Raw genomic sequence first — 23,089 nt, 5'->3', positions numbered from 1 at the left:
ACACAGGAATCGTTATGTTAGCCCAGCTTTTTGAACATTTGTTTCACTCTGTTGATTCAATGCTTGTAACCAATATTTTTATTTGGGCCGTAATTTTAATCTTCGCCTTTGCGTGGTGGTGTGACTATAAAAATATACATAGCAAGTTTAGGGAATATGCTCCAACATTAATGGGAGCATTGGGTATATTAGGTACCTTTATCGGCATAATTATTGGGCTACTAAACTTTAATACGGAAAGTATTGATACTAGCATCCCAGTACTACTTGGTGGATTAAAAACTGCATTCATCACAAGTATTGTCGGAATGTTTTTCGCTATTGCATTTAATGCACTTGATGCATTTTTCTTTGCGAATAAAAGAAATAAATCGGCAATTAATGAACCAGAGCTTATCACTCCAGAACATATTCACCATGAACTGAAAGAGCAAAACCAATTTTTGGAAAAGTTAGTATCGGGAATGAGTGGCAGCGAAGAAGGTTCTTTGGTTGCACAGATAAAATTATTACGTAATGAAATAAATGATACATCTCGCACCCAACTTTCTCATCATAATGAATTTACTAATAAACTATGGGAACAACTTCAACAATTTGCAGATTTGATGGCCAAGGGCGCGACTGAGCAAATAATTGACGCACTGAGACAAGTTATTATTGATTTTAATAAAAACTTAACAGAACAATTCGGTGAAAACTTTAAAGCTCTTGATGCTTCGGTAAAAAAACTTGTCGATTGGCAAGAAAACTATAAAACCCAAGTCGAACAAATGGGCGCACAGTACCAACAAAGTGTCGAGTCATTAGTTGAAACTCGTGGTGCAGTTGCTGGTATCTGGGAGGAGTGCAAAGAGATACCACTTGCAATGGCTGAATTACGCGATGTTTTGCAGGTTAATCAACATCAAATAAGCGAGTTATCTCTGCACCTTGATGCTTTTGTTTTATTACGTGATAAAGCAGCCGATGCGGTTCCGGCTATCCATGAAAAACTGAATGAAGTAGGTGAATTGCTTAAAGCAGGTGCCTTGAGTGTCAGCACCACCTTGGGGCAAACAGGAGAGGAACTACTTACCAATGCAAATGCCATGCGCATTGCCCTGGATGAAGGCTCAGAAGGTTTCAGACAGTCGGTTACTCAGACTCAGCAAGCATTTGCATCAATGGCACATGATGTAAGTAATTCTTCTGAGACTTTAACAACAACGCTGGGTGAAACCATTACTGAAATGAAGCAAAGTGGTGATGAGTTCTTGAAGTCCCTTGAATTACATTCTAAAGATCTTCACCGTAATATGGAACAAAACACAGCCAGTGTTATTGACCTCTTCACTAAAACCGGTGATAAGTTTAATCAACAGTTATCTAATAATGCAGATAATATGTTTGGAACCATCCAGTCAACATTTGACAAAGCAAGTGCAGGTTTGAATTCACAGGTAAAAGAATCAGTTGAGCGCTTTGGTAGTTCCATCAACGAACAACTACACGCTTTTGAACAAGCTACTGAACGTGAAATGAATAGGGAAATGCAAGCACTAGGAAATTCATTACTGGCAATCAGCCAGGGATTTGTTAAAAACTACGATCATCTAATTAAAGAATATCAAAGTGTTCTTGGCCAACTACAACCATTAATTAACTCAAGACAAAACCGTGGGTAACAATTCATGGATAAAATTATAGGCAAACCTACCCCGAAGAAAACCCAGGATAATGAACACTGGGTTTCTATGTCAGACCTAATGGCCGGACTAATGATGGTATTTATGTTTATTTCTATTGCTTATATGCATTATGTGCGTATTGAAAAAGAAAAAATAAAAGAAGTGGCTGTTGCCTATGAGCAAGCTCAACAGCAGCTTTATAATGCTTTAGAGGTTGAGTTTTCGAAAGACCTACCATCCTGGGATGCCGAAATCGATAAGCAAACCCTTGAAGTAAGATTTAAATCCCCTGATGTTCTTTTTGGATTAGGCAGCTCAGACTTAAAACCAAAATTCAAAGAAATTCTTAACGACTTTTTCCCACGCTATTTGAAAGTATTAGATGAGTATAAGCAGCATATTACTGAGGTACGTATAGAGGGACATACCAGTACAGATTGGACGGGTGCAGCCAATCAAGATATTGCCTATTTTAATAATATGGAGTTATCTCAAGGAAGAACTCGCGCAGTATTACAATATGTATATTCTTTAAAAGAATCAGCTGGTCACCAAAAATGGGTGAAAAGTAAATTTTCAGCGGTAGGATATTCATCTTCACATCCAATTCTCACCCCTGAAGGAAAAGAAGACCCAAACCGTTCACGACGAGTCACGTTTAAAGTTATTACAAATGCCGAATTACAAATTCGTCGTATTATTCAGGAATAGTCAAAATGAAGTTAACTCTTGATTTTTCTGAATTGATTGCGCTAGGAAAAAAAATGCTTCCTTCTGGTGCTAAATTTTCTCTTGATGAAGCGCTTTTTGTATTCGATCCTATTGATATTGAATTATCTGCTGGTAAAGAAGTCAGTATTGCCGACCTTGACCCTGGCAGTGGCTTAATTTCCTACCAGGGTCGTCAAGTCCTTTTATATATCCGTGATCATACCGGGCGCTATGATGCGGCGATTGAAGATGGTGAGAAAGGGAAACGTTTTCATATTGCTTGGTGTCGAACACTTGACGAAATGCGACAGAAAAATCGTTTTGAGCGCTACCATGCAACAAACCGTGTTGACGGTTTATTTGAAATTGATGACGGTTTAGGCCGCAGTCAAGATGCTGACTTAAGAGTTTGCATGAATTGCCTTGAGCGCCTTAATTACAAAGGTAGTATTGATAAACCTCAAAAAAGAGTAGTATTTAAATCGTTCTCATTGAATAACTTCTTCTCTCACTACAGTACTTGCTTCCGTCATATGCCAAAAGGTATTCATGATAAAGCAAACAGTGGTTATGTAGATAATTGGAAAGATATTTCTCGTTCTGTTCGTGAACAGGCAGATTATAAATGTAATGATTGCGGAGTTAATTTAACATCCTCACGCCAGCTCTGCGATGTTCATCATAAAAATGGTGTTAAATACGATAATTCAGCAGAAAACTTGCATGTTCTTTGCAAGGATTGCCATCGCAAGCAACCTCTCCACGAAGGAATATTTGTCACTCAAGCTGAAATGGCAATTATTCAACGATTGCGCTCTCAGCAGGGGTTATTAAAGGCTGACTCTTGGAAAGATATTTATGAGCTAACTGATCCATCTGTTCACGGTGATATTAACATTATGCAACACAAAGGATATCAACCTCCGGTTCCAGGATTAGACTTACAGAACTCTGCACATGAGATTATTGCAACTGTAGAAGCTGCATGGCCCACATTAAAAATTGCAGTGAATTTAACCGAAATACAAGTAGAAGGTTGGGAAATATTCACAGTTGGTGAACTCGTAAAACAGATACAATCTGGGGTTATATTTTAATTCGGTAAAAATTTGAAAGAGACCTGATATTCACTCAGGTCTCTATAGTGTTTTCTATTATACAAAGTAAGTTTTATCGATGCACTCTTTCTTTATGACAGGGAGTTTTTAATCTTCGCATAGTCAAAAGGCGAGATAACGCTTTTCCGATTTGCATCCAGAAAATCAGCCCACCACTGCAGCATTAGCCTGCGTTCATCCAAGTGCTCTGCCTTATGAATGTAAGATGCACGTACAGAGTTACGCTCCTGATGACTCATCTGCCGCTCGACCGCATCCTTCGACCACATCCCTGATTCGATCAACGAACTACATGCCATAGTCCTAAATCCATGCCCGCAAACCTCAACTTTCGTGTCATAGCCCATCACCCGGAGTGCATTGTTTACCGTATTTTCACTCATTGGTTTACGCGGGTCATGATCGCCAACGAAAATTAAATCGCGATTACCATTTAGTCGTTTTATTTTCTCAAGGACTGCAAGGGCCTGACGAGATAACGGTACCAGGTGCGGCATTCGCATCTTAGATCCACGGTGAGAATGCTTAACCCCTTCCAATGGTTCGCGATCTGCAGGTATCGTCCACATTGCTGTCTCGAAGTCGATCTCTGACCAACGGGCGAAACGCAGTTCGCTGGAACGGATAAAGGTAAGCAACGTTATTTCTATAGCTAAACGAGTGAGCGGTCTACCGGTGTATGTGTCAATACGATGAAGGAGCTCAGGAGTCCGGCTAAGTTCTAAAGCGGGACGATGTTGCCTTTTTGCTGTAGCGACAGCTCCTGCCATTTCCTGCGCGGGATTATAATCGGTCAAACCGCTTTGTACGGCGTAGCGCATGATTGCTGTGGTGCGCTGTTGTAGGCGTGAAGCCACTTCAAGACGCCCTGATTTCTCTACCACTTTGATGGGTGCCAGCAAATCGCGGGTTTTAAGTTCGGTAATATTGCATTTACCGATAGAGGGGAAAAGAAAGTCTTCCAAGGTTTTCAAAACTCGGGAGCTATGATCTTTTGACCACTTCTTATTAGTCGCATGCCATTCTCTGGCAACCACTTCGAAGGTGAAGACTTCTTTAGCCAACTCTTCTTTTACTGCACGTTTTTGTTCGCGAGGGTCAATACCTGCCGCAACCAGTTTTCTGGCAGCTTCTCTTTTATGTCTGGCATCAGCAAGAGATGTCTCTGGGTAAACACCAAAAGCCATCAGATGTTGTTTACCGCCAAAGCGGAAACGAAAGCGCCAGTATTTGGAGCCGTTAGGGTGTATCAACAAAAACATGCCATCGCCGTCTACTAGCGAGTATTCCTTTGCTTCAGGTTTTGCCGAACGCACCTTGGTATCAGTCAGGGCCATAATGGTATTCCTTCCATATGCTGCCGTGAGTATATAAGCATTATCGAACCAGCATATATACTCGGTTCTATACTCACAAGTATGTTGATGTGGGGTAACTCAGATTGACGTCGGTTGACTGAAAAGCGGGGCAAAGCCTTGCGGGGACTGGATTTTAGGCATAAAAAAAGACCTCACTTGAGGTCTATTTACATACTGTTGGTGCCGAAGGCCGGAATCGAACCGGCACGCCTCGCGGCGGTTGATTTTGAATCAACTGCGTCTACCGATTTCGCCACTTCGGCACTGAAGGGTATGCGGAAAACGTTGGGGATTATACCGTTACCGACTCTGCGCGCAACTACTATCCGCCCTGTTGTGATGCAAGTGCTGAAAAAATCAGCGGTAGTGCGGAAAAACCTGACTCAGCCTCTCACCAAACTATCTCCCACATCAATAGCCTCAAATCATCAGTTCCCCTCTCCACCCCTTCAGCCACTCTGCACCCCCACCCATTCGCCCCACCAGCCCTCCCTTCCCTTAGGACTAATCTCAAAGGCCAGCACCAAATGCTTTCCCCCTTCACAATGCGGAACTCCCCCGCAATCCGGCAGTCCCAAAGGGGAGATACGGTGTGACGCCCGAAGGGCGTCGTGCTGGAAAACATACTAAAAGGTCTATTATGAAATTTTCTAAGATGGTTTTGGCAGTAACGGTTTCGACTTCCTTGTTCGCAGGCGTGGCTTCTGCAGCCAGCTGGCAGGATCAGCTGAGCAGCGCGGCGTCTTCGCTCAGCCAGAACTCCAATTCTTCCACTGCGGCGTCCGGCACCACGCCTCAGCCTGCGGGAACCTCGCTTAGCTCGCTGACCAGCCTGTTAGGCGGCGGTAATCAGGCGCTAAGCTCCAGCACCATGACCAATGCCACTGGCGTGCTGCAATACTGCGTGAAGAACAATCTGGTGGATAACAACGTCAGCTCGGTGAAAGACCAGCTGATGGGCAAACTGGGTCTGACCGACACGGCCAAGCAGCAGGAAACCACCGATTACAAACAGGGCCTGATGGGTCTGCTGAACACCGGCAACAATCAGCAGGTGAACCTCAGCAGCCTGGGCGATACCGCGATGGGCAAGAAGGTGAAAACCAAAGCCTGTGACCTGGTTCTGAAGCAGGGCAAACAGTTTATCTCTTAATACGGCGAGGCTGTCCCCTCACCGTCCTTCCCGGAGCCGCCATTGCGCGGCTCTTTTTTTATTTATCCGCCAACTGAATCCGTTGCAGTCATCATTGCGCGCTGAAAAAGGACAGTGCCCTTCTCGCTTCGCTGCGCGTCGGCCTGCTACGCTTAGTGTATGACTTCACCCACTTCTTTCGCTTACTTCAGGAACCATACCGATGACTGAACCGTTGCTGATTGCTAAAACCACCGACCTGTCGCTGAGCCTCTTGCCTGGCATGGCCAACCGCCACGGGCTGATTACCGGCGCAACCGGCACCGGCAAAACCGTCACCCTGCAAAAGCTGGCGGAAAGCTTCTCGGCCATCGGCGTGCCGGTGTTTATGGCTGATGTGAAAGGCGATCTGACCGGGATAGCGAAAGAAGGCACGGCCTCGGAGAAGCTGTTAGCGCGCCTGGCGAAGATTGGTGTAACTGACTGGTCGCCGCAGGGCAATCCGGTAGTGCTGTGGGATATCTTCGGCGAGAAAGGCCATCCCATTCGCGCCACGGTATCCGATCTCGGCCCGTTGCTGTTGGCGCGTCTGCTGGATCTGAATGAGGTCCAGAGCGGCGTGCTGCAGATTATCTTCCGCGTGGCGGACGATCAGGGCCTGCTGCTGCTCGACTTTAAAGACCTGCGGGCGATGACCCAGTACATCGGCGATAACGCCAAAGCATTCCAGACGCATTACGGCAATATCAACAGCGCGTCGGTGGGGGCAATCCAGCGCGGGCTGCTGTCGCTGGAGCAACAGGGTGCCGAGTACTTTTTCGGTGAGCCGATGCTCGACATCAAAGACTGGATGCGCACCGACAGCGAGGGCAAAGGGGTGATCAATATCCTCTCGGCAGAGAAGCTCTATCAGATGCCGAAACTCTATGCCACCAGCCTGCTGTGGATGCTTTCAGAGCTCTATGAGCAACTGCCGGAAGCGGGCGATCAAGAGAAGCCGAAACTGGTGTTCTTCTTCGATGAAGCCCATCTGCTGTTCAGCGATGCGCCGCAGGTGCTGCTGGATAAGATTGAGCAGGTGATACGCTTGATCCGTTCGAAAGCCGTGGGCGTCTATTTTGTCTCGCAGAATCCGGCGGATATCCCGGATACGGTGCTCGGGCAGCTCGGCAACCGTGTTCAGCACGCGCTACGGGCGTTTACACCGAAGGATCAGAAAGCGGTTAAAGTGGCCGCGCAGACCATGCGTGCCAACCCGGCGTTTGATACCGTCGCCGCCATTCAGGAACTCGGCACCGGCGAGGCGTTAATCTCTTTCCTGGATGAGAAAGGCAGCCCGTCAATGGTCGAGCGCGCGTCAGTGATAGCACCCTTTTCCCGGATGGGACCGGTCACCGACGATGAGCGCAACGGGCTGATCAATCACTCTCCGCTCTCCGGCAAATACGAAGAAGCGGTCGATCGCGAATCGGCCTACGAGATGCTGAGCAAAGGCGTGCAGGCCGCCAGCGACGAAGCCAACGCGCCGCCGGCTAAAGGGCAAAAGGTCGAGGTCGATGACGGCATCCTCGGCGGCTTGAAGGATATCCTGTTCGGCAGCACCGGCCCACGCGGCGGCAAGCGAGATGGCGTGGTGCAAAGCGTCACCAAAAGCGCCGCGCGCCAGATTACCAATCAGATCATCCGTGGCGTGCTCGGCAGCATTATGGGCGGCCGTAAACGCTAAGCGACTGGAGTGAGGCCAGGCCGTCAACACACCATAAATTGTAAGATAAGGGTCAATGGACAAAGAACTCGAACTCACCAGAGCGAAACGTACGCCGTTGCTGCTGTTATGCGGCGCGGCAGGGGTCTTTATCGGCACCGTGCTTTACCCGCTGTGGTTTCCGACTAATCAATGGGTCGGTGCGCTGAAGGCCATTTCCGAAGCGTCAATGGTCGGCGGACTGGCCGACTGGTTTGCGGTCAGCGCGCTGTTCAGCCGCGTGCCGATCCCGCTGGTTGGCCGTCATACCGCCATCATCCCGCGCAATAAAGACCGCATCGCCGATAACCTCGCGCTGTTTGTGCAGGACAAATTCCTTAACACCACCTCACTGCTGACGCTGATACGTCGTCACGATCCGGCGCAGATGATTGCCAACTGGCTGAGCAGCCCGGAGAACGCGGCACGGCTGGGCGGCTATCTGCTGAAGATCGTGCGCGGTTTCCTCGATCTGGCCGATGACCAGCGCATTCAGGCGTTTATGCGTCGCGCCATTCATAAAGCGATCGATAAGGTCGATTTGTCGCAGTCGGCGGCGATGGTGCTGGAAAGTCTGACCAAGAATAACCGCCACCAGACGCTGCTGGACGATGCCATCGCGCAGCTGCTGCATCTGGTGAATAAGCCGGGCACCCACGAATTTATCGCCCAGCAGGTGATGCGTTATCTCAAGCGCGAGCATCCACTGAAAGAGAAGATGCTGCCGACCGAATGGGTTGGCGATAAAAGTGCCGAGATGGCCGCCAATGCGGTGCGATCGATCCTCAACGATATCGAGCAGGATGGCGCGCATGAGATCCGTCAGGGCTTTAACCGTGCGGTGCAACGGCTGATCGAGCGGCTGCGCAACGATCCGGAAATGCAGCTGAAGGCCGAAGAGATTAAAGAGTACCTGAAGCAGGATGACGCGCTGAATACCTATATCAGCCAGCTGTGGGGCGACCTGCGGAACTGGCTGAAAGCGGATCTGGATAAGGAAGATTCTGTGCTGCACAGCAAAGTCAGCGCCGCCGGACAGTGGCTGGGGGAAACCCTGATGCAGGATGCCAACTTACGCGCCTCGCTCAACCAGCATATGGAAGAGGCTGCGACCAGCGCTGCACCAGAGTTTTCGGCGTTCTTAAGCCGCCATATCAGCGACACGGTGAAAAGCTGGGATGCGAAGGATATGTCGCATCAGGTTGAGCTGAATATCGGCAAGGATCTACAGCGCATTCGCATTAACGGCACGGTGGTGGGTGGCGTGATTGGGCTGATCCTGTGGGGACTCTCGCAGGTTCCCGCCCTGCTCGCCTGGGCACAACTCACATAGCCGTCGAATAATAAGATTATTCCTGTCAGCATCCCCGATAATAACATTCCCTTCCCACAAGGGAATATTATTATTTTTAAGCGTATTTTAATAAAATCCTCATACTTTTCTGAGCGAAAATTTAACATCCTCCTAATAAGATATCTCATCATTACTGCGGGTATTCAGACGGTTGAATACTATCGCAGATCAATCATTATTCATTAGTGCGTTTACAATCCAATTATTATCATTTTTAATACCCGATTAATGTGTTCGTAAATTGTTTAAAAAATAAGGCGAGATAACTCATTGCTAATGCGCAATGCAAAATAAAATAAATGCGAAGGAATATTATCGTGAGAAAAAGGACCGCTGCGTGTTACTGCACACTGTTCGCGTGCGTAACGTCTTATGCAGGCATCATGAGACAGGATGTTGATCTCCAAGACTATCGTGATTTTGGCGAAAACCTCGGCAAGTATGCTGTGGGCAATACCGACGTTAATGTCTACACCACCGATGGCCTGCTTGCGGGGACGTTGAATTTCCCTATGCCAGATTTTGGGGTCTCCGCTTCCCAGGGTTACGCGACATTAATTTCCCCTTCCTATGTGGCCGGCGTACAACATAACGGTGGCTATAAAACGGTAAGTTTTGGTAATGGTGCCAAATACGGCGCCAGCTATAAATTAATTAACCGTAATGAAATGAGCTCGCTGGATTTTCATGTCCCACGCTTAAACAAAGTGGTGACGGATACCGCGACAATTCCCTATGTCACCGGCACAGAATTAACAGATACCAGCCGCTACACCTGGTACGTCCGTGTCGGTACCGGCGTCCAGAAACAGGTCGATGCCGACACTCAAACCGTCGTTAAGTTGGCCGATGCGTACACTTACCGCACCGGCGGCACGATTCTTAATCCCAGCTTCTCCAGCGATTCTCTCTCCTGGACCACCTATGCGCCGACGGATGCCCGCGTCACGCCGCTGGATATTGGTGCGCAGACTGGCGACAGCGGCAGTCCGGTGCTGGTTTATGACAACGTTGAGAAAATCTGGAAACTCGCCGCCGTCACCGCAACGATATCAGGCCGCTATCCCTACGGCCTGAACACCAATTCAATCTATATCCAGGATGCGTTTGTTCAACAAATCATCGCCAACAATACCGATGCGGATGTTACCGACAGCAGTGCAGATGGCACGCTGCACTGGGGCTCAGACAGCATCACCCAGGGAAGCAACAGCTGGTCATGGCATGGTGTCGACGCCGCGTTACCCGCCAACGCCACAAACGAGGAGCTGGATGCGTCCAAAGATCTGCGCTTTAACGGTGACGGCGGCACGCTGGTGCTGGATCAGGCGGTCAACCTCGGCGCAGGAAAGCTGCAATTTTCCAGTGACTACTTCGTTAAATCGGCCGATGGCGCAAACAGCAGTTGGGTTGGCGGCGGTGTTGAGGTTGATACCGGTAAAACCGTGCGCTGGCAGGTTAACGGGCTGGCCGGTGATGCCCTGCATAAAATTGGTGCAGGTACGCTGTACGTCAATGCCAGCGGGAGCAATGGCGGCAGCCTGAATACCGGCGACGGTACGGTGGTGCTCGATCAACAGGCGGACGCAGAGGGCAACAAGCAGGCGTTCTCCTCGGTGACCCTCGTCAGCGGACGCCCGACGGTGATTCTGAAGGATGCCGATCAGGTGGCGGCAGATAATATCTTCTTCGGTTATCGCGGCGGCACGCTCGACCTTAACGGCAACAGCCTGACGTTCAAAAACATCAATCATACCGACAGCGGTGCCACGGTGGTGAACCATCATTCCGCCAGCCCGGCCTCGATCACTCTGACCGGTTACAGCCGTGATGACGTGCCTTTTTACCGGTTCAACGGAAGCAATCACACCGGAACCATCGGGTCGCTCTATGTTTACAACAACCCTTACACCAAAGACACCGAATATTTCCAGCTTAACAAGACGTCCTACTGGTATTTCCCGACCGATAAAACCAGCACCGATACCTGGATCTATTTAGGTACCGATGGCGACGCCCTGATCGAAAGCCGGCTGTTACAGATGAACCAGATGGTTTTTCGCGGCTTTCTGGGTGGCGGTGGCGACCAGCAAGGCGAGTTGAACGTCAATGTCAGTGTACCCGGCTCCTCTGCCGTAACCGCGTTCACTGGCGGCATGGATCTGAAGGGAAATCTGAACGTCTCGCAGGGTACCGTCCTGCTCTCGGGCCAGCCGGTTCCTCATGCGGCCGGCCTGGTGGTTAATGACGACTGGACAACCTCCCGCTTCAGCGCCGACCTTATTTCCGTTAGCAAAGACAGCACGTTGCAGGTCGGCGAGTATGCCCAGGTTGAGGCGAATATCGCTGCGGACGACTCATCTAAAGTAATGCTGGGCTATAACGCCAGCTCATCTGAGGCGGACCGTGTCTGGCGCTGTTATGCGGTGATCAATGCCGACATCTCCACCTGCAGCCAGCCACTGCGCAGCGCGACTGAACTGGCTGCGCTGGCTGCCAGCACCGTCACTGGCGATATCACGCTGGGCGAAAACAGCCTGCTGACGCTCGGTAAAGTGAACTATCAGGGAACGATTGCGGCGGCCACCAGCAGCAATATGACTATGGACAGCGGCGCGTTCTGGCAGTTGAGCGGCAACAGCCGCATTGGGTCTTTGAAAGCCGCCTCCGGTTCAACTATTTCGCTGCTGGCTGCGGATGGCGTGGCCTGGTCGCCAACCCTCTTTAATCTGGCATCGCTGGATGCCAACGGTCTGACGATTAGCCTCGCGGCTTCGCCTGCCACCGAGCAGGGCGACAAAGTGACCATTGAGGATGCCGCAACGGGCAGTAATAACATTCTGGATATCATCGTGCTGGCCGATTCGGCAGAACCGGTGAGGTTGTTGAATGACATTGTGTTGCTGGATGCCCCAGCCGGCACGGCGCATGATTACTTTACCGTTCCCTCAGTTGCCCGCGGCTTCAGCCTGTATACACCGGACTATCAGGTGGTCGACAAAGATAACCGCGTGCAATGGATGCTGGCGCATAACGCCGTGGCAGAGCCGGAAGTGGTTGATGAGGTTGAAACACCGGTTGAACCTGAAGTGCCTGTGGTTCCGGTAGCTCCGGTTGAACCTGACGCATCAGCAGAAGCCGAAACACCGGCAGAATCTGAAGCGCCAGTGGTTCCGGTAACTCCGGTTGAACCTGAAACACCAGTGGTTCCGGTAACACCTGCTGAACCTGAAACGCCGGTTGAACCTGAAACGCCAGTCAATCCCGTAACACCTTCAGAACCTGAAACCTCGGTTGAACCTGACGCACCAGCAGAAGCCGAAACACCGGCAGAATCTGAAGCGCCAGTGGTTCCTGAAGCGCCATCTGAAACCGAAGCACCAGTGAATCCCGCAACACCTTCAGAACCTGAAGCATCTGCGGACCCCGTAACACCTTCAGAACCTGAAACCTCGGTTGAACCTGACGCACCAGCAGAAGCCGAAACACCGGCAGAACCTGAAGCGCCAGTGGTTCCTGAAACCCCAGCCGAACCTGAAGCGTCTGCTGATTCAGAAACCCCAGCCGAAACTGAAGCATCCGCTGATGCAGAAACCCCAGAAGAAGCGGCTGAACCCGAAGCACCTGCCGACCCGACTCCCGATAAGCCTGCCAGCTGGTTTACCGTCGAGGATAACAAGCCGTTGATCCGGGATACCCGTGCGTTGCTGGCTTCCCGCCAGTATGTCTACAGCGAAGCAATAAGCCAGCTGCATGGACGCGCCTCGCTGCTGCGCAATGCGCCGCAAAAAAGCGGTGAATGGGTGTCGATAGAGCAGAACAAGGGCAGCTTCGAAGGATTCACGGTGAATCAGCAGTCTCTGAACCTCGGCTGGGACAGCGTGCAGGGGCAGACGATGTTCGGCTTTAATGCCGGCTACACCCAGGGCACCACCAAGGGTAACGGGCAGGAAACTCACCGTATGGCGAGCGTGGGCGCTGACTACTCCTGGTCGTCTCCGGCTGGCTGGTTTGTTGATGCCGCGGTGCGCTATATGCACCTCAGCCAGGATCTGACCTTCGATCCGGTGCTGGATATTCACCACGGTAAAGCGAGAAGCCATATCCTGGCCGGCAGCGTTAAAAGCGGCTATCAGTTCACTGCCGATCGCGGCTCGCTGTTTATCTCGCCGTACGTAGGCCTGAGTGGCGGCAGCCTGTCTGGCTTCAGCCTGAAGAGCGACAGTGCGCAGGTTAGCCTCAGCGCCAGCACGCCTTATATCGCTACCGCCGGGCTGGAAGTGAAGAAGCGTGGCCTGTGGAAGACGAATCCGGATGTGATGTTAACGGCGGGGGTTGAATATCAGTATTCGCCGGGCAAAGCCGGTTCCAGCCTGACGCTGTCAGACAGCCAGCAGCAACGCAAATTCGGCGCGTTATCGGATAACCGCTACCGTGTGCATATGGGTGCCGAAGGCAAGATTGCCGATAACTGGTCGCTGGAAGGGAAAGCCAGAAGCAGCATGGGTGGCACCTTCCGCACCGACTACAGCGGCATCGCAGGCATCAATTACCACTTCTGATCGCTTCTGTAAAAACAAAGACCCCGCCAGTTGGCGGGGTCTTTTTGCTGTCAGGTCAGCTTTTAACAACCGGGCTGCGGTTATCGCCGCTTCAGCAACATATAGACGCTGATCGCGAAGAACGCACCGCTTGGCAACAGGGCGCCCATAATCGGCGGAATGTTGTAAACCAGGCTTAGCGGACCGAAAATCTGGTCAAGCACGTAGAAGATAAAGCCAAAGCTGATCCCGGTGACCACGCGCATCCCCATCGATACGCTGCGCAGCGGACCAAAGATAAACGACAGCGCCATCAGCATCATCACCGCCACCGACAACGGCTGGAAGATTTTACTCCACATATTCAGCTGATAACGGCTGGACACCTGGCCACTCTGCTTCAGGTACTTCACGTAATTGTAGAGGCCGCTGATCGACAGCGCATCCGGATCCAGCGCCACCACGCCCAGCTTGTCTGGCGTTAAGGTGGTTTTCCATTCGCCGCTCAGCGTCTGGCTACCGGTCACCTGTTTTGGATCGGTCAGATTCGACTGATCCACTTCCGCCAGATCCCAGCGTTTTTTATCCACGTTGTACTTGGCCGACGCCGCATAACGCACGGTCTCCAGACGACGCTCTTTGTTGAAGCTGTAGATGCTGATGCCGCTGAGTTCGCTGTTATCTTTGATCTGTTCGATAAAGATAAAGTTATCGCCATCTTTCGCCCACAGACCATTTTGCGTCGACAGCAGCGAGCCGCCCACCAGCTGTTGAGCACGGTAGTTACGCGCCATCTGCTCGCCCTGCGGCGCAACAAATTCGCCGATGGCCATGGTCAACAGCACCAGCGGAATGGCGGTTTTCATTACCGAGGCGGCAATCTGCATACGGGTGAAGCCCGACGCCTGCATCACCACCAGCTCACTGCGCTGCGCCAGCGTGCCCAGTCCCAACAACGCGCCTAACAGCGCCGCCATCGGGAAGAAGATTTCGATATCTTTCGGCACGCTCAGCACGGTGTACAAACCGGCACCCAGCGCGGTGTATTCGCCCTGGCCCGTTTTGCGCAGCTGGTCGACAAACTTGATGATGCCGGACAGCGACACCAGCATAAACAGCGTTGCCATGATGGTGTTGAAGATGGTTTTACCGATATATCTGTCGAGTACGCCAAACATCAGTAGGCTCCTCCCTTGCTAAAGCGGGCACGGAAACGCCGCATCGGCACCGTATCCCACACGTTAAGCAACACGGCCAGCCCCAGATAAGACAGGTTCACCACCCACATCCACAAGGCCGGATCGAGGCGGGCCTTTTGTCCGCTGGAGCGCAGGGAGCTCTGCAGCAGGAAGAAGATTAGGTACAGCAGCATGGCAGGCAGCATCGACAGCACGCGGCCCTGACGTGGGTTGACCACGCTGAGCGGCACCACCATCAGCGCCATCACCAGCACCGAGAACACCAGCGTCAGGCGCCAGTGGAACTCGCTTCTGAACTCCGGCTTGTCGGACTGTGCAAGGGTTTTGAAATCCATCTGCTCGGCATCGTTCGGATCCAGCACCACGTCCTGGTGCCCCACGATCGCCTGATAGTTCTCGAAATCCGTAATGCGGAAGTCGCGCAGCATCGCCGTGCCCTCAAAGCGCGTGCCCTTATCAAGGGTCACAATCTGAGAACCGTCCGGCCCCTGGGTCATATGGCCTTTATCCGCCAGCACCACCGACGGACGCGCGTTGCCTTTCGGCCGCAACTGCGCCAGGAACACGTTGCCAAAGTTGTTGCCCTTGACGTTCTCAATGAACATCACCGACTGACCATCTCCGGACTGCTGGAACTGGCCCGCCGCCAGCGCAGCAGCGCCAGGGTTAGCTTTAGCATTTTGTGTCACTTCGCTTTGATAGCGCGAAGACCAGGGCCCGAGCCAGGCAACGTTGACCGCCGCAACAATGGCGGTGAACAGCATCAGCACCATCGCTGCCTTCACCAGTACGGCTTTACTCAAGCCGCAGGCGTGCATCACCGTGATTTCGCTTTCGGTGTATAACCGGCCAAGCGTCATCAAAATGGCTAAAAACAGGCTCAGTGGCAGGATAAGCTGCGCCATTTCGGGCACGCCAAGGCCTAATAATGTCAGGACTAAATTTGTTGGGATCTCACCGTCCACCGCTGCACCTAAAATCCTGACTAACTTCTGACAAAAGAAGATCAGTAGCAGGATGAAGAGGATAGCCAGCTGGCTTTTGAGTGTTTCCCTTACCAGATATCTAATGATGATCACGCTGAGTACGCCTGTGAAAACTTGTCTTTTTGCAGGAAAATCGCTAGTTTCATCGCTTATACGCCATTTTTTCTCATCAATGGCCTCCGTCATAGCTAAACTAGTATGACAACAATCGCGTTCTGGTGATGCAAAAAAATGATGTAACCCAAAATAATTGGGACTAATCATCACCAAAACTAAATCTGACGCCCGTTACTTTAACGGCGTAATGCCTGGCACCGAGCTTGACGAAAGCGCTACATTCTAGCCGCAGCAAGCGCCGTTGTCTTTAAGATTCAGGAGAGTGCATGGAGTTCAGTGTAAAAAGCGGTAGCCCGGAAAAACAACGCAGTGCCTGTATCGTGGTTGGCGTGTTTGAACCGCGCAGGTTGTCACCGATTGCTGAACAGCTGGATAAAATCAGTGATGGCTACATCAGTGCTCTGCTCCGCCGTGGCGAACTGGAAGGCAAAGTCGGTCAGACTTTGTTGCTGCATCATGTGCCGAATATTCTCTCTGAGCGCATTTTACTGATTGGCTGCGGCAAAGAGCGCGAGCTCGATGAACGTCAGTACAAGCAGGTTATTCAGAAAACAATCAATACCCTGAACGATACCGGCTCAATGGAAGCGGTGTGCTTCCTGACCGAGCTGCACGTTAAGGGCCGCAATACCTACTGGAAAGTGCGTCAGGCGATTGAAACCTCGAAAGAGACGCTTTACAGCTTCGATCAGCTGAAAAGCAACAAAACCGAACCGCGTCGCCCGCTGCGGAAAATGGTGTTCAACGTGCCGACGCGCCGTGAACTGACCAGCGGCGAACGCGCCATTCAGCACGGTCTGGCCGTCGCGGCTGGCGTGAAAGCGGCAAAAGACCTCGGCAATATGCCACCGAACATCTGTAATGCGGCTTACCTGGCCTCCCAGGCGCGTCAGCTGGCGGATGCCTACAGCAAAAACATCACTACGCGCGTGATTGGCGAGCAGCAGATGAAAGAGCTGGGCATGAACGCCTATCTGGCCGTGGGCCAGGGTTCGCAAAATGAATCGCTGATGTCGGTCATTGAGTACAAAGGCAACCCGGATCCGGACAGCAAGCCTATCGTGCTGGTCGGTAAAGGCGTGACCTTTGACTCCGGCGGTATCTCGCTCAAGCCTGGCGAAGCCATGGATGAGATGAAGTACGACATGTGCGGCGCGGCGTCGGTGTACGGCGTGATGCGGATGGTGGCCGAGCTGAATCTGCCGCTGAACGTGGTCGGCGTGCTGGCCGGCTGTGAAAACATGCCGGGTGGCCGGGCTTACCGTCCTGGCGACGTGCTGACCACCATGTCCGGTCAGACCGTTGAAGTGCTGAACACCGATGCCGAAGGCCGTCTGGTCTTGTGCGATGCGCTGACCTACGTCGAACGTTTCGATCCGGACGTGGTAATTGATATCGCCACCCTGACCGGTGCCTGCGTGATTGCGCTGGGCCACCACGTCAGCGGTCTGCTGTCGAACCACAATCCGCTGGCGCACGAGCTGATCGGCGCGTCCGAACAGGCGGGTGACCGCGCGTGGCGTCTGCCGATGGCCGACGAATATCAGGAGCAGCTGGACTCCAACTTTGCCGATATGGCAAACATTGGTGGCCGTCCTGGCGGCGCGATTACCGCAGCCTGCTTCCTGGCGCGCTTTGCCCGTAAATACAACTGGGCGCACCTGGACATCGCCGGCACCGCATGGCGCTCCGGTAAAGCCAAAGGCGCGACCGGACGTCCGGTTGCCCTGCTCTCTCAGTTCCTGCTTAACCGCGCAGGCCTGAACGGCGACGATTAAAATCTGATGAAAAACGCAACCTTCTATCTGCTGGAAACCGACACCCCGGTTGACGGGATCAGCGCCCTTGAGGCGCTGGTCTGCGATATAGCAGAAGCGCGCTGGCGCGAGGGAAAACGCGTGTTGATTGCCTGCGAGGATGAAGCGCAGGCCATCCGGCTGGACGAAGCCTTATGGCAACGTCCGGCCAGCGCCTTTGTGCCGCACAATCTGGCGGGCGAAGGGCCAAAATTCGGTGCACCGGTTGAACTCGCCTGGCCGCAACGTCGGGGAAATTCTCCGCGCGACCTGCTGATCAGCCTGCTGCCGCACTTTGCAGATTTTGCCACCGCTTTCCATGAAGTGGTAGACTTCGTCCCTTATGAAGAATCTTTGAAACAGCTGGCGCGCGACCGCTATAAAGCGTATCGCAGCGTTGGATTCCACTTGAATACGGCAACGCCGCCCGTGCCGCCAACGACATAGTAGAAATGGAAAAGACATATAACCCGCAAGATATCGAACAGCCGCTTTACGAGCACTGGGAACAGCAGGGCTACTTTAAACCTCATGGCGATACCCGTCAGGAGAGCTTCTGCATCATGATCCCGCCGCCGAACGTCACCGGTAGCTTGCATATGGGTCACGCGTTCCAGCAAACCATCATGGATACCATGATCCGCTACCAACGCATGCAGGGTAAAAATACCCTGTGGCAGGCAGGTACAGACCATGCCGGTATCGCCACACAGATGGTTGTCGAGCGCAAAATCGCCGCTGAAGAAGGCAAAACGCGCAAAGACTACGGTCGCGATGCGTTCATCGAAAAAATCTGGGAATGGAAAGCAGAATCAGGCGGCACCATCACCCGCCAGATGCGCCGCCTGGGTAACTCTGTGGACTGGGAGCGTGAGCGCTTCACCATGGACGATGGCCTGTCTGACGCGGTAAAAGAAGTGTTTGTGCGCCTGTACAAAGAGAACCTGATTTACCGTGGCAAGCGCCTGGTCAACTGGGATCCAAAACTGCGCACCGCTATCTCTGACCTGGAAGTGGAAAACCGCGAGTCGAAAGGCTCAATGTGGCATATCCGCTATCCGCTGGCCGACGGCGCGAAAACCGCCGATGGCAAAGATTACCTGGTGGTCGCCACCACCCGTCCTGAGACGGTACTGGGCGACACCGGCGTTGCCGTTAACCCGGAAGATCCGCGCTACAAAGATCTGATCGGCAAATTTATCGTGCTGCCGTTTGTAAATCGTCGCATCCCCATCGTTGGCGATGAGCACGCGGACATGGAAAAAGGCACCGGCTGCGTGAAAATCACCCCGGCGCACGACTTCAATGACTATGAAGTTGGCCGTCGTCACCAGTTGCCGATGATCAACATCCTGACCTTTGATGGCGATATCCGTGAGCTGGCGCAGGTGTATGACTGCAACGGCGAAGAATCTGACGTTTACAGCGCGGCTATCCCGGCAGAATTCCAGAACCTGGAACGTTTCGCGGCGCGTAAAGCGATCGTTGCTGCGGTCGACGCGCTGGGCCTGCTGGAAGAGGTGAAGCCTCACGATCTGACCGTGCCTTACGGCGACCGTGGCGGCGTAGTTATCGAACCGATGCTGACCGATCAGTGGTACGTGCGTACTGCACCGCTGGCGAAAGTCGCGGTTGAAGCGGTTGAGCAAGGCGATATCCAGTTCGTGCCTAAGCAGTACGAAAACATGTACTTCTCGTGGATGCGCGATATTCAGGACTGGTGTATTTCCCGTCAGCTGTGGTGGGGTCACCGTATCCCGGCCTGGTATGATGCGGAAGGCAACGTCTACGTCGGTCGCACCGAAGAAGAAGTGCGTAGCGAAAACAGCCTGGGTGCCGAAGTGGCGCTGAACCAGGATGAAGACGTGCTGGACACCTGGTTCTCTTCCGGCCTGTGGACCTTCTCCACCCTTGGCTGGCCTGAGAACACCGAAGCGCTGCGCACCTTCCACCCGACCAGCGTGCTGGTCAGCGGCTTCGACATCATCTTCTTCTGGATCGCCCGCATGATCATGCTGACCATGCACTTCGTCAAAGATGAAGACGGCAAGCCGCAGGTTCCGTTCAAGACGGTCTATATGACCGGCCTGATCCGTGACGACGAAGGCCAGAAGATGTCCAAGTCGAAAGGCAACGTCATCGATCCGCTGGATATGGTTGACGGCATTTCGCTGGAAGACCTGCTGGAGAAACGTACCGGCAACATGATGCAGCCGCAGCTGGCCGAGAAAATCCGCAAGCGCACCGAGAAGCAGTTCCCGAACGGCATTGAGCCTCACGGCACCGATGCCCTGCGTTTCACCCTGGCGGCGCTGGCCTCAACCGGCCGTGACATCAACTGGGATATGAAGCGCCTGGAAGGCTACCGCAACTTCTGTAACAAGCTGTGGAACGCCAGCCGCTTTGTGCTGATGAACACCGAAGACCAGGATTGTGGCTTCAACGGTGGCGAAATGGAGCTGTCTCTGGCCGATCGCTGGATCATCGCTGAATTCAACCAGACGGTGAAAGCCTACCGCGACGCGCTGGATAACTATCGCTTCGATATCGCCGCCAACATTCTGTATGAATTCACCTGGAACCAGTTCTGTGACTGGTACCTGGAGCTGGCGAAACCGGTAATGACCGGCGGAACGGAAGCCCAGTTGCGCGGTACGCGTAATACGCTGGTGAACGTGCTGGAAGCCTTGCTGCGCCTGGCGCACCCAATCATTCCGTTTATCACTGAAACCATCTGGCAGCGCGTGAAAGTGCTGAAAAACATCAGCGACGACACCATCATGTTGCAGCCGATGCCCGCTTTCGATACCGCGAAGGTTGATGAAGCCGCACTGAACGACACCGAGTGGCTGAAGCAGGCTATCGTTGCCATCCGTAATATTCGGGCGGAAATGAACCTGTCTCCTTCTAAAAAGCTCGATGTACTGCTGCGTGGCGCAAGCCCGGCTGTGGTGCAGCGCGTTACCGACAACCACAGCTTCCTGAAAACGCTGGCACGTCTGGACAGCATCACCTGTCTGGCCGCCGATGACAAAGGGTCGGTGTCGGTCACCAAGATCATCGACGGTGCCGAGCTGCTGATCCCCATGGCTGACCTGGTCGACAAGACCGCTGAGCTGGAGCGTCTGGCGAAGGAAGTCACCAAGCTGGACGTGGAAATCGGTAAGATTGAGAGCAAACTGTCGAACGAAGGTTTTGTGTCCCGCGCCCCTGAAGCCGTTGTGGCGAAAGAGCGTGAGCGCATTGCCGACTTTGAACAGGCTAAAGCGAAACTGATTGAACAGCAGGCGGTAATTGCCGCACTGTAAAGTGCAACGGGCGTCCAGCCCGTTGCCCACCGATCAGAGCCGGGCTTGCCCGGCTTTTTTGGCATGGTTAAACGAGTGAGTCTTATGACAACTGCAACGCAGCTCAATTTACACGTGCGTCCCATCACGCTGGACGATAACCCGCAGATTGCGCAGGTCATCCGCGATGTCTCCGCCGAGTTTGGCCTGACGGCCGATAAAGGCTTCACCGTGGCGGACCCGAACCTCGACCATCTTTTTGAGCTCTACAGCGAGCCTGACAGCGCCTACTGGGTAATTGAGCTGGAAGGTAAGATTGTTGGCGGCGGTGGCGTAGCGCCGCTGCAGTGCAGCGAGGAAGGGGTTTGCGAACTGCAGAAGATGTACTTTATGCCTGCGGTGCGCGGTTTGGGGCTGGCACGCGAGCTGGCGATGCAGGCGATGGACTTTGCGCGCGAGCGCGGCTTCAAACGTTGCTACCTTGAAACCACCGCTTCACTGACGCGTGCCGTGCGTCTGTATGAGCATCTGGGCTTTGAACATATCCCAGGCCCGATGGGCTGCACCGGCCACGTTGACTGCGAAGTCACCATGCTGAAAACGCTGTGATTTGAACCGGACGGAACTCCCCTTCCGTCCCGATCCCTTCCTGGCTCAACCTTCTCTTCGGCTAGCCGAAATCCGGCAATCCACTGTGGAATCGCAGCTGGCTGTCCGGTTCCTGGATCAATTTCGCTTCCGTCTCGCCAATGATCTGCACGCGCGCACTGATATCGGTTTTCGATATCTCGGCTGCCAGCGCCAGATAATCCTGATAGTGCCGGGCTTCTGAGCGCAATAACGACACGTAAAACGACGCCAGCTCGTCATCCAGATGCGGCGCCAGGCTGGCGAACCGTTCGCAGGAACGCGCTTCAATGTAGGCACCACAAATCAGCTTATCCACCAGCGTCTGCGGTTCATGATTGGTGATTTCCCGCAGCAGGCCTTTGGCATAGCGGCTGGCGGTGATTTTCACATAGGGAATATTGCGCGCCTGCATGATCTCCAGCACCTGATAAAAGTGGTGCAGCTCCTCTTTGATCAGCAGCACCATCTTATCCACCAGCACATCGCCATATTTCGCGTCGACGCGGCTGATCACCGTCTTCGATAAGGTTTTATGCTGCTCGAGAAACGCCAGGTCAGCGTTCTCACAATGCACAAACTGCTCCCACGGCTTCAGCCAGGCCAGCAGCGCATCGCCGCTCTCTTTGTCCGCGACATATCGGCGGATCAGCCACATGGCGGTCTGCGCCGCTTTCAGTTCGCACACCAGATGGTCGGTGAGCAGCAGCGGCAGGTTCTCCGGCTTACGGGCCTGCTCAATCCATGCCTGCGGCGTGCGGCAATGCAAAAAAGCGTGAATGGGAGCAAGCAGGTGTTCAGTGTTCATGCGGGTCCGAAAAGTGGTGAAGGTGAACCGGCGTTCCCCTCATAAAAGTCGATGGCAGCGCAATTCTGCCCGGTCAGAAATAAACAGGCCCGGAGCAATGTCCGGGCCTGATAACGCTTAAGCTGAATCAGTGACGGATGCCGTCATCTTCTTCATCGGCTTCGTCGCCTTCTTCATCTTCGTCCTGCGCATCAGGATCTTCGAAGTAGGTGCCCCAGCCATCGTAATCAACGTTGAACTTCGCCGCCAGATCGACCAGCTGTTCAACCTGCGTATCAATCAGTTCGGCATTCAGCGCGCCTTCGCTCAAAATATCGCAGCACATCACTTTGCTGCCATCTTCCAGTTCCAGCTCTTCTGGCTCGGTCACTTCGTAACCCAGCTTAAAGGCTTCAACCGCCGCTTTTTCCAGCGCGTCAAAACTGTCGCAAGAGAGGTGGTGTTCGATGGTGTAAAGCGCGTCCGGGTCGCTGCCATCGTCTAACAGCTCTTCAATAATCAGCCGCGTTTCTTCACGCTGCTCTTCCAGCAAGGCTTCATTTGCCATGATCCGTTCCTCTGTGTGTGGCATCTATAATGAGTATTTTCCCACAGTGCCGTTCCCGCCACTACCTTTAAACAAAAGTTTCTGCACGCCGGGG

Annotated in this window: 16 protein-coding genes and 1 tRNA gene; 11 read left to right on the top strand and 6 right to left on the bottom strand. The window is 52.8% G+C overall.

Annotated elements, in window-relative coordinates; translation table 11 throughout:
- Window positions 1-14 precede the first annotated feature (14 nt).
- The 3 genes from zorA2 to zorE are packed head-to-tail and all read left to right on the top strand — an operon-like array spanning window position 15 to window position 3,478.
- Window positions 15-1,667, top strand: a complete 1,653-nt coding sequence (gene zorA2, locus AC0IXH_RS20985; protein WP_471720929.1) for a type II Zorya anti-phage system protein ZorA2 — start codon at window positions 15-17, stop codon at window positions 1,665-1,667.
- Window positions 1,668-1,673: 6 nt separating this feature from the next.
- Entirely contained in the window at window positions 1,674-2,381 is a 708-nt protein-coding gene (gene zorB2, locus AC0IXH_RS20980) for a type II Zorya anti-phage system protein ZorB2 (RefSeq protein ID WP_471720928.1), read from the top strand.
- 5 nt (window positions 2,382-2,386) lie between these two features.
- Complete coding sequence (zorE, locus tag AC0IXH_RS20975) at window positions 2,387-3,478, top strand: type II Zorya anti-phage system protein ZorE (protein WP_471720927.1); 1,092 nt, start codon at window positions 2,387-2,389, stop codon at window positions 3,476-3,478.
- A gap of 92 nt (window positions 3,479-3,570) precedes the next feature.
- Here the strand turns inward: zorE and AC0IXH_RS20970 are convergent, their stop codons facing one another.
- On the bottom strand, window positions 3,571-4,836 hold the full coding sequence (locus AC0IXH_RS20970) for a tyrosine-type recombinase/integrase (protein WP_471720926.1): 1,266 nt from the start codon (window positions 4,834-4,836) through the stop codon (window positions 3,571-3,573).
- 199 nt (window positions 4,837-5,035) lie between these two features.
- Window positions 5,036-5,120: transfer RNA gene (locus AC0IXH_RS20965), tRNA-Leu, on the bottom strand.
- Window positions 5,121-5,497: 377 nt separating this feature from the next.
- On the opposite strand from AC0IXH_RS20965, the gene AC0IXH_RS20960 reads away from it, so the two are divergent.
- The 4 genes from AC0IXH_RS20960 to AC0IXH_RS20945 all read left to right on the top strand — a co-directional run bounded on the left by AC0IXH_RS20960 (window position 5,498) and on the right by AC0IXH_RS20945 (window position 13,649).
- Window positions 5,498-6,010 (top strand): YjjA family protein, encoded by a 513-nt coding sequence (locus AC0IXH_RS20960; protein WP_241199661.1) that lies wholly within the window; start codon window positions 5,498-5,500, stop codon window positions 6,008-6,010.
- A 202-nt stretch (window positions 6,011-6,212) separates the two neighbouring features.
- Complete coding sequence (locus tag AC0IXH_RS20955; protein WP_471720925.1) at window positions 6,213-7,715, top strand: helicase HerA-like C-terminal domain-containing protein; 1,503 nt, start codon at window positions 6,213-6,215, stop codon at window positions 7,713-7,715.
- Window positions 7,716-7,770: 55 nt separating this feature from the next.
- Complete coding sequence (locus AC0IXH_RS20950) at window positions 7,771-9,066, top strand: DUF445 domain-containing protein (protein WP_346567222.1); 1,296 nt, start codon at window positions 7,771-7,773, stop codon at window positions 9,064-9,066.
- A 404-nt stretch (window positions 9,067-9,470) separates the two neighbouring features.
- Entirely contained in the window at window positions 9,471-13,649 is a 4,179-nt protein-coding gene (locus tag AC0IXH_RS20945) for a S6 family peptidase (RefSeq protein ID WP_471720924.1), read from the top strand.
- Window positions 13,650-13,729: 80 nt separating this feature from the next.
- Here AC0IXH_RS20945 and lptG read toward each other — a convergent pair whose 3' ends face one another.
- Both lptG and lptF read right to left on the bottom strand, forming a co-directional pair.
- Window positions 13,730-14,806: an LPS export ABC transporter permease LptG gene (lptG, locus tag AC0IXH_RS20940; RefSeq protein ID WP_013203979.1), complete on the bottom strand. Its 1,077-nt coding sequence runs from the start codon at window positions 14,804-14,806 to the stop codon at window positions 13,730-13,732.
- Entirely contained in the window at window positions 14,806-15,906 is a 1,101-nt protein-coding gene (lptF, locus tag AC0IXH_RS20935) for an LPS export ABC transporter permease LptF (protein WP_013203980.1), read from the bottom strand. The genes lptG and lptF overlap by 1 nt, the downstream gene beginning before the upstream one ends.
- A 290-nt stretch (window positions 15,907-16,196) precedes the next feature.
- Here lptF and pepA point away from each other — a divergent pair, with 290 nt between their 5' ends.
- The 4 genes from pepA to AC0IXH_RS20915 all read left to right on the top strand — a co-directional run bounded on the left by pepA (window position 16,197) and on the right by AC0IXH_RS20915 (window position 21,622).
- Window positions 16,197-17,708 (top strand): leucyl aminopeptidase, encoded by a 1,512-nt coding sequence (gene pepA, locus AC0IXH_RS20930; RefSeq protein WP_013203981.1) that lies wholly within the window; start codon window positions 16,197-16,199, stop codon window positions 17,706-17,708.
- A 6-nt stretch (window positions 17,709-17,714) separates the two neighbouring features.
- Window positions 17,715-18,173 carry a DNA polymerase III subunit chi gene (locus AC0IXH_RS20925; RefSeq protein WP_471720923.1) on the top strand — a complete coding sequence of 153 codons (459 nt, stop codon included), beginning with the start codon at window positions 17,715-17,717 and terminating at the stop codon, window positions 18,171-18,173.
- A 5-nt stretch (window positions 18,174-18,178) separates the two neighbouring features.
- Entirely contained in the window at window positions 18,179-21,034 is a 2,856-nt protein-coding gene (locus AC0IXH_RS20920; protein ID WP_471720922.1) for a valine--tRNA ligase, read from the top strand.
- Window positions 21,035-21,118: 84 nt separating this feature from the next.
- Window positions 21,119-21,622 carry a GNAT family N-acetyltransferase gene (locus AC0IXH_RS20915; protein ID WP_013203984.1) on the top strand — a complete coding sequence of 168 codons (504 nt, stop codon included), beginning with the start codon at window positions 21,119-21,121 and terminating at the stop codon, window positions 21,620-21,622.
- Window positions 21,623-21,683: 61 nt separating this feature from the next.
- On the opposite strand, the gene miaE is transcribed toward AC0IXH_RS20915, so the two are convergent.
- Window positions 21,684-22,448 carry a tRNA isopentenyl-2-thiomethyl-A-37 hydroxylase MiaE gene (gene miaE, locus AC0IXH_RS20910; RefSeq protein WP_013203985.1) on the bottom strand — a complete coding sequence of 255 codons (765 nt, stop codon included), beginning with the start codon at window positions 22,446-22,448 and terminating at the stop codon, window positions 21,684-21,686.
- A gap of 127 nt (window positions 22,449-22,575) precedes the next feature.
- Window positions 22,576-22,995, bottom strand: a complete 420-nt coding sequence (gene rraB / locus AC0IXH_RS20905; protein WP_013203986.1) for a ribonuclease E inhibitor RraB — start codon at window positions 22,993-22,995, stop codon at window positions 22,576-22,578.
- Window positions 22,996-23,089 lie beyond the last annotated feature (94 nt).

The organism is Erwinia sp. AC075, assembly GCF_979253995.1.
This window is presented reverse-complemented; position numbering and strand designations above follow the sequence as displayed.

Bases quoted from the DNA above. Each gene is read 5' to 3' on its own strand.
- zorA2 (WP_471720929.1), top strand. From the start codon at position 15: ATGTTAGCCCAGCTTTTTGAACATTTGTTTCACTCTGTTGATTCAATG.
- zorB2 (WP_471720928.1), top strand. From the start codon at position 1,674: ATGGATAAAATTATAGGCAAACCTACCCCGAAGAAAACCCAGGATAAT.
- zorE (WP_471720927.1), top strand. From the start codon at position 2,387: ATGAAGTTAACTCTTGATTTTTCTGAATTGATTGCGCTAGGAAAAAAA.
- AC0IXH_RS20970 (WP_471720926.1), bottom strand. From the start codon at position 4,836: ATGGCCCTGACTGATACCAAGGTGCGTTCGGCAAAACCTGAAGCAAAG.
- AC0IXH_RS20960 (WP_241199661.1), top strand. From the start codon at position 5,498: ATGAAATTTTCTAAGATGGTTTTGGCAGTAACGGTTTCGACTTCCTTG.
- AC0IXH_RS20955 (WP_471720925.1), top strand. From the start codon at position 6,213: ATGACTGAACCGTTGCTGATTGCTAAAACCACCGACCTGTCGCTGAGC.
- AC0IXH_RS20950 (WP_346567222.1), top strand. From the start codon at position 7,771: ATGGACAAAGAACTCGAACTCACCAGAGCGAAACGTACGCCGTTGCTG.
- AC0IXH_RS20945 (WP_471720924.1), top strand. From the start codon at position 9,471: ATGAGACAGGATGTTGATCTCCAAGACTATCGTGATTTTGGCGAAAAC.
- lptG (WP_013203979.1), bottom strand. From the start codon at position 14,806: ATGTTTGGCGTACTCGACAGATATATCGGTAAAACCATCTTCAACACC.
- pepA (WP_013203981.1), top strand. From the start codon at position 16,197: ATGGAGTTCAGTGTAAAAAGCGGTAGCCCGGAAAAACAACGCAGTGCC.
- AC0IXH_RS20925 (WP_471720923.1), top strand. From the start codon at position 17,715: ATGAAAAACGCAACCTTCTATCTGCTGGAAACCGACACCCCGGTTGAC.
- AC0IXH_RS20920 (WP_471720922.1), top strand. From the start codon at position 18,179: ATGGAAAAGACATATAACCCGCAAGATATCGAACAGCCGCTTTACGAG.
- AC0IXH_RS20915 (WP_013203984.1), top strand. From the start codon at position 21,119: ATGACAACTGCAACGCAGCTCAATTTACACGTGCGTCCCATCACGCTG.
- miaE (WP_013203985.1), bottom strand. From the start codon at position 22,448: ATGAACACTGAACACCTGCTTGCTCCCATTCACGCTTTTTTGCATTGC.
- rraB (WP_013203986.1), bottom strand. From the start codon at position 22,995: ATGGCAAATGAAGCCTTGCTGGAAGAGCAGCGTGAAGAAACGCGGCTG.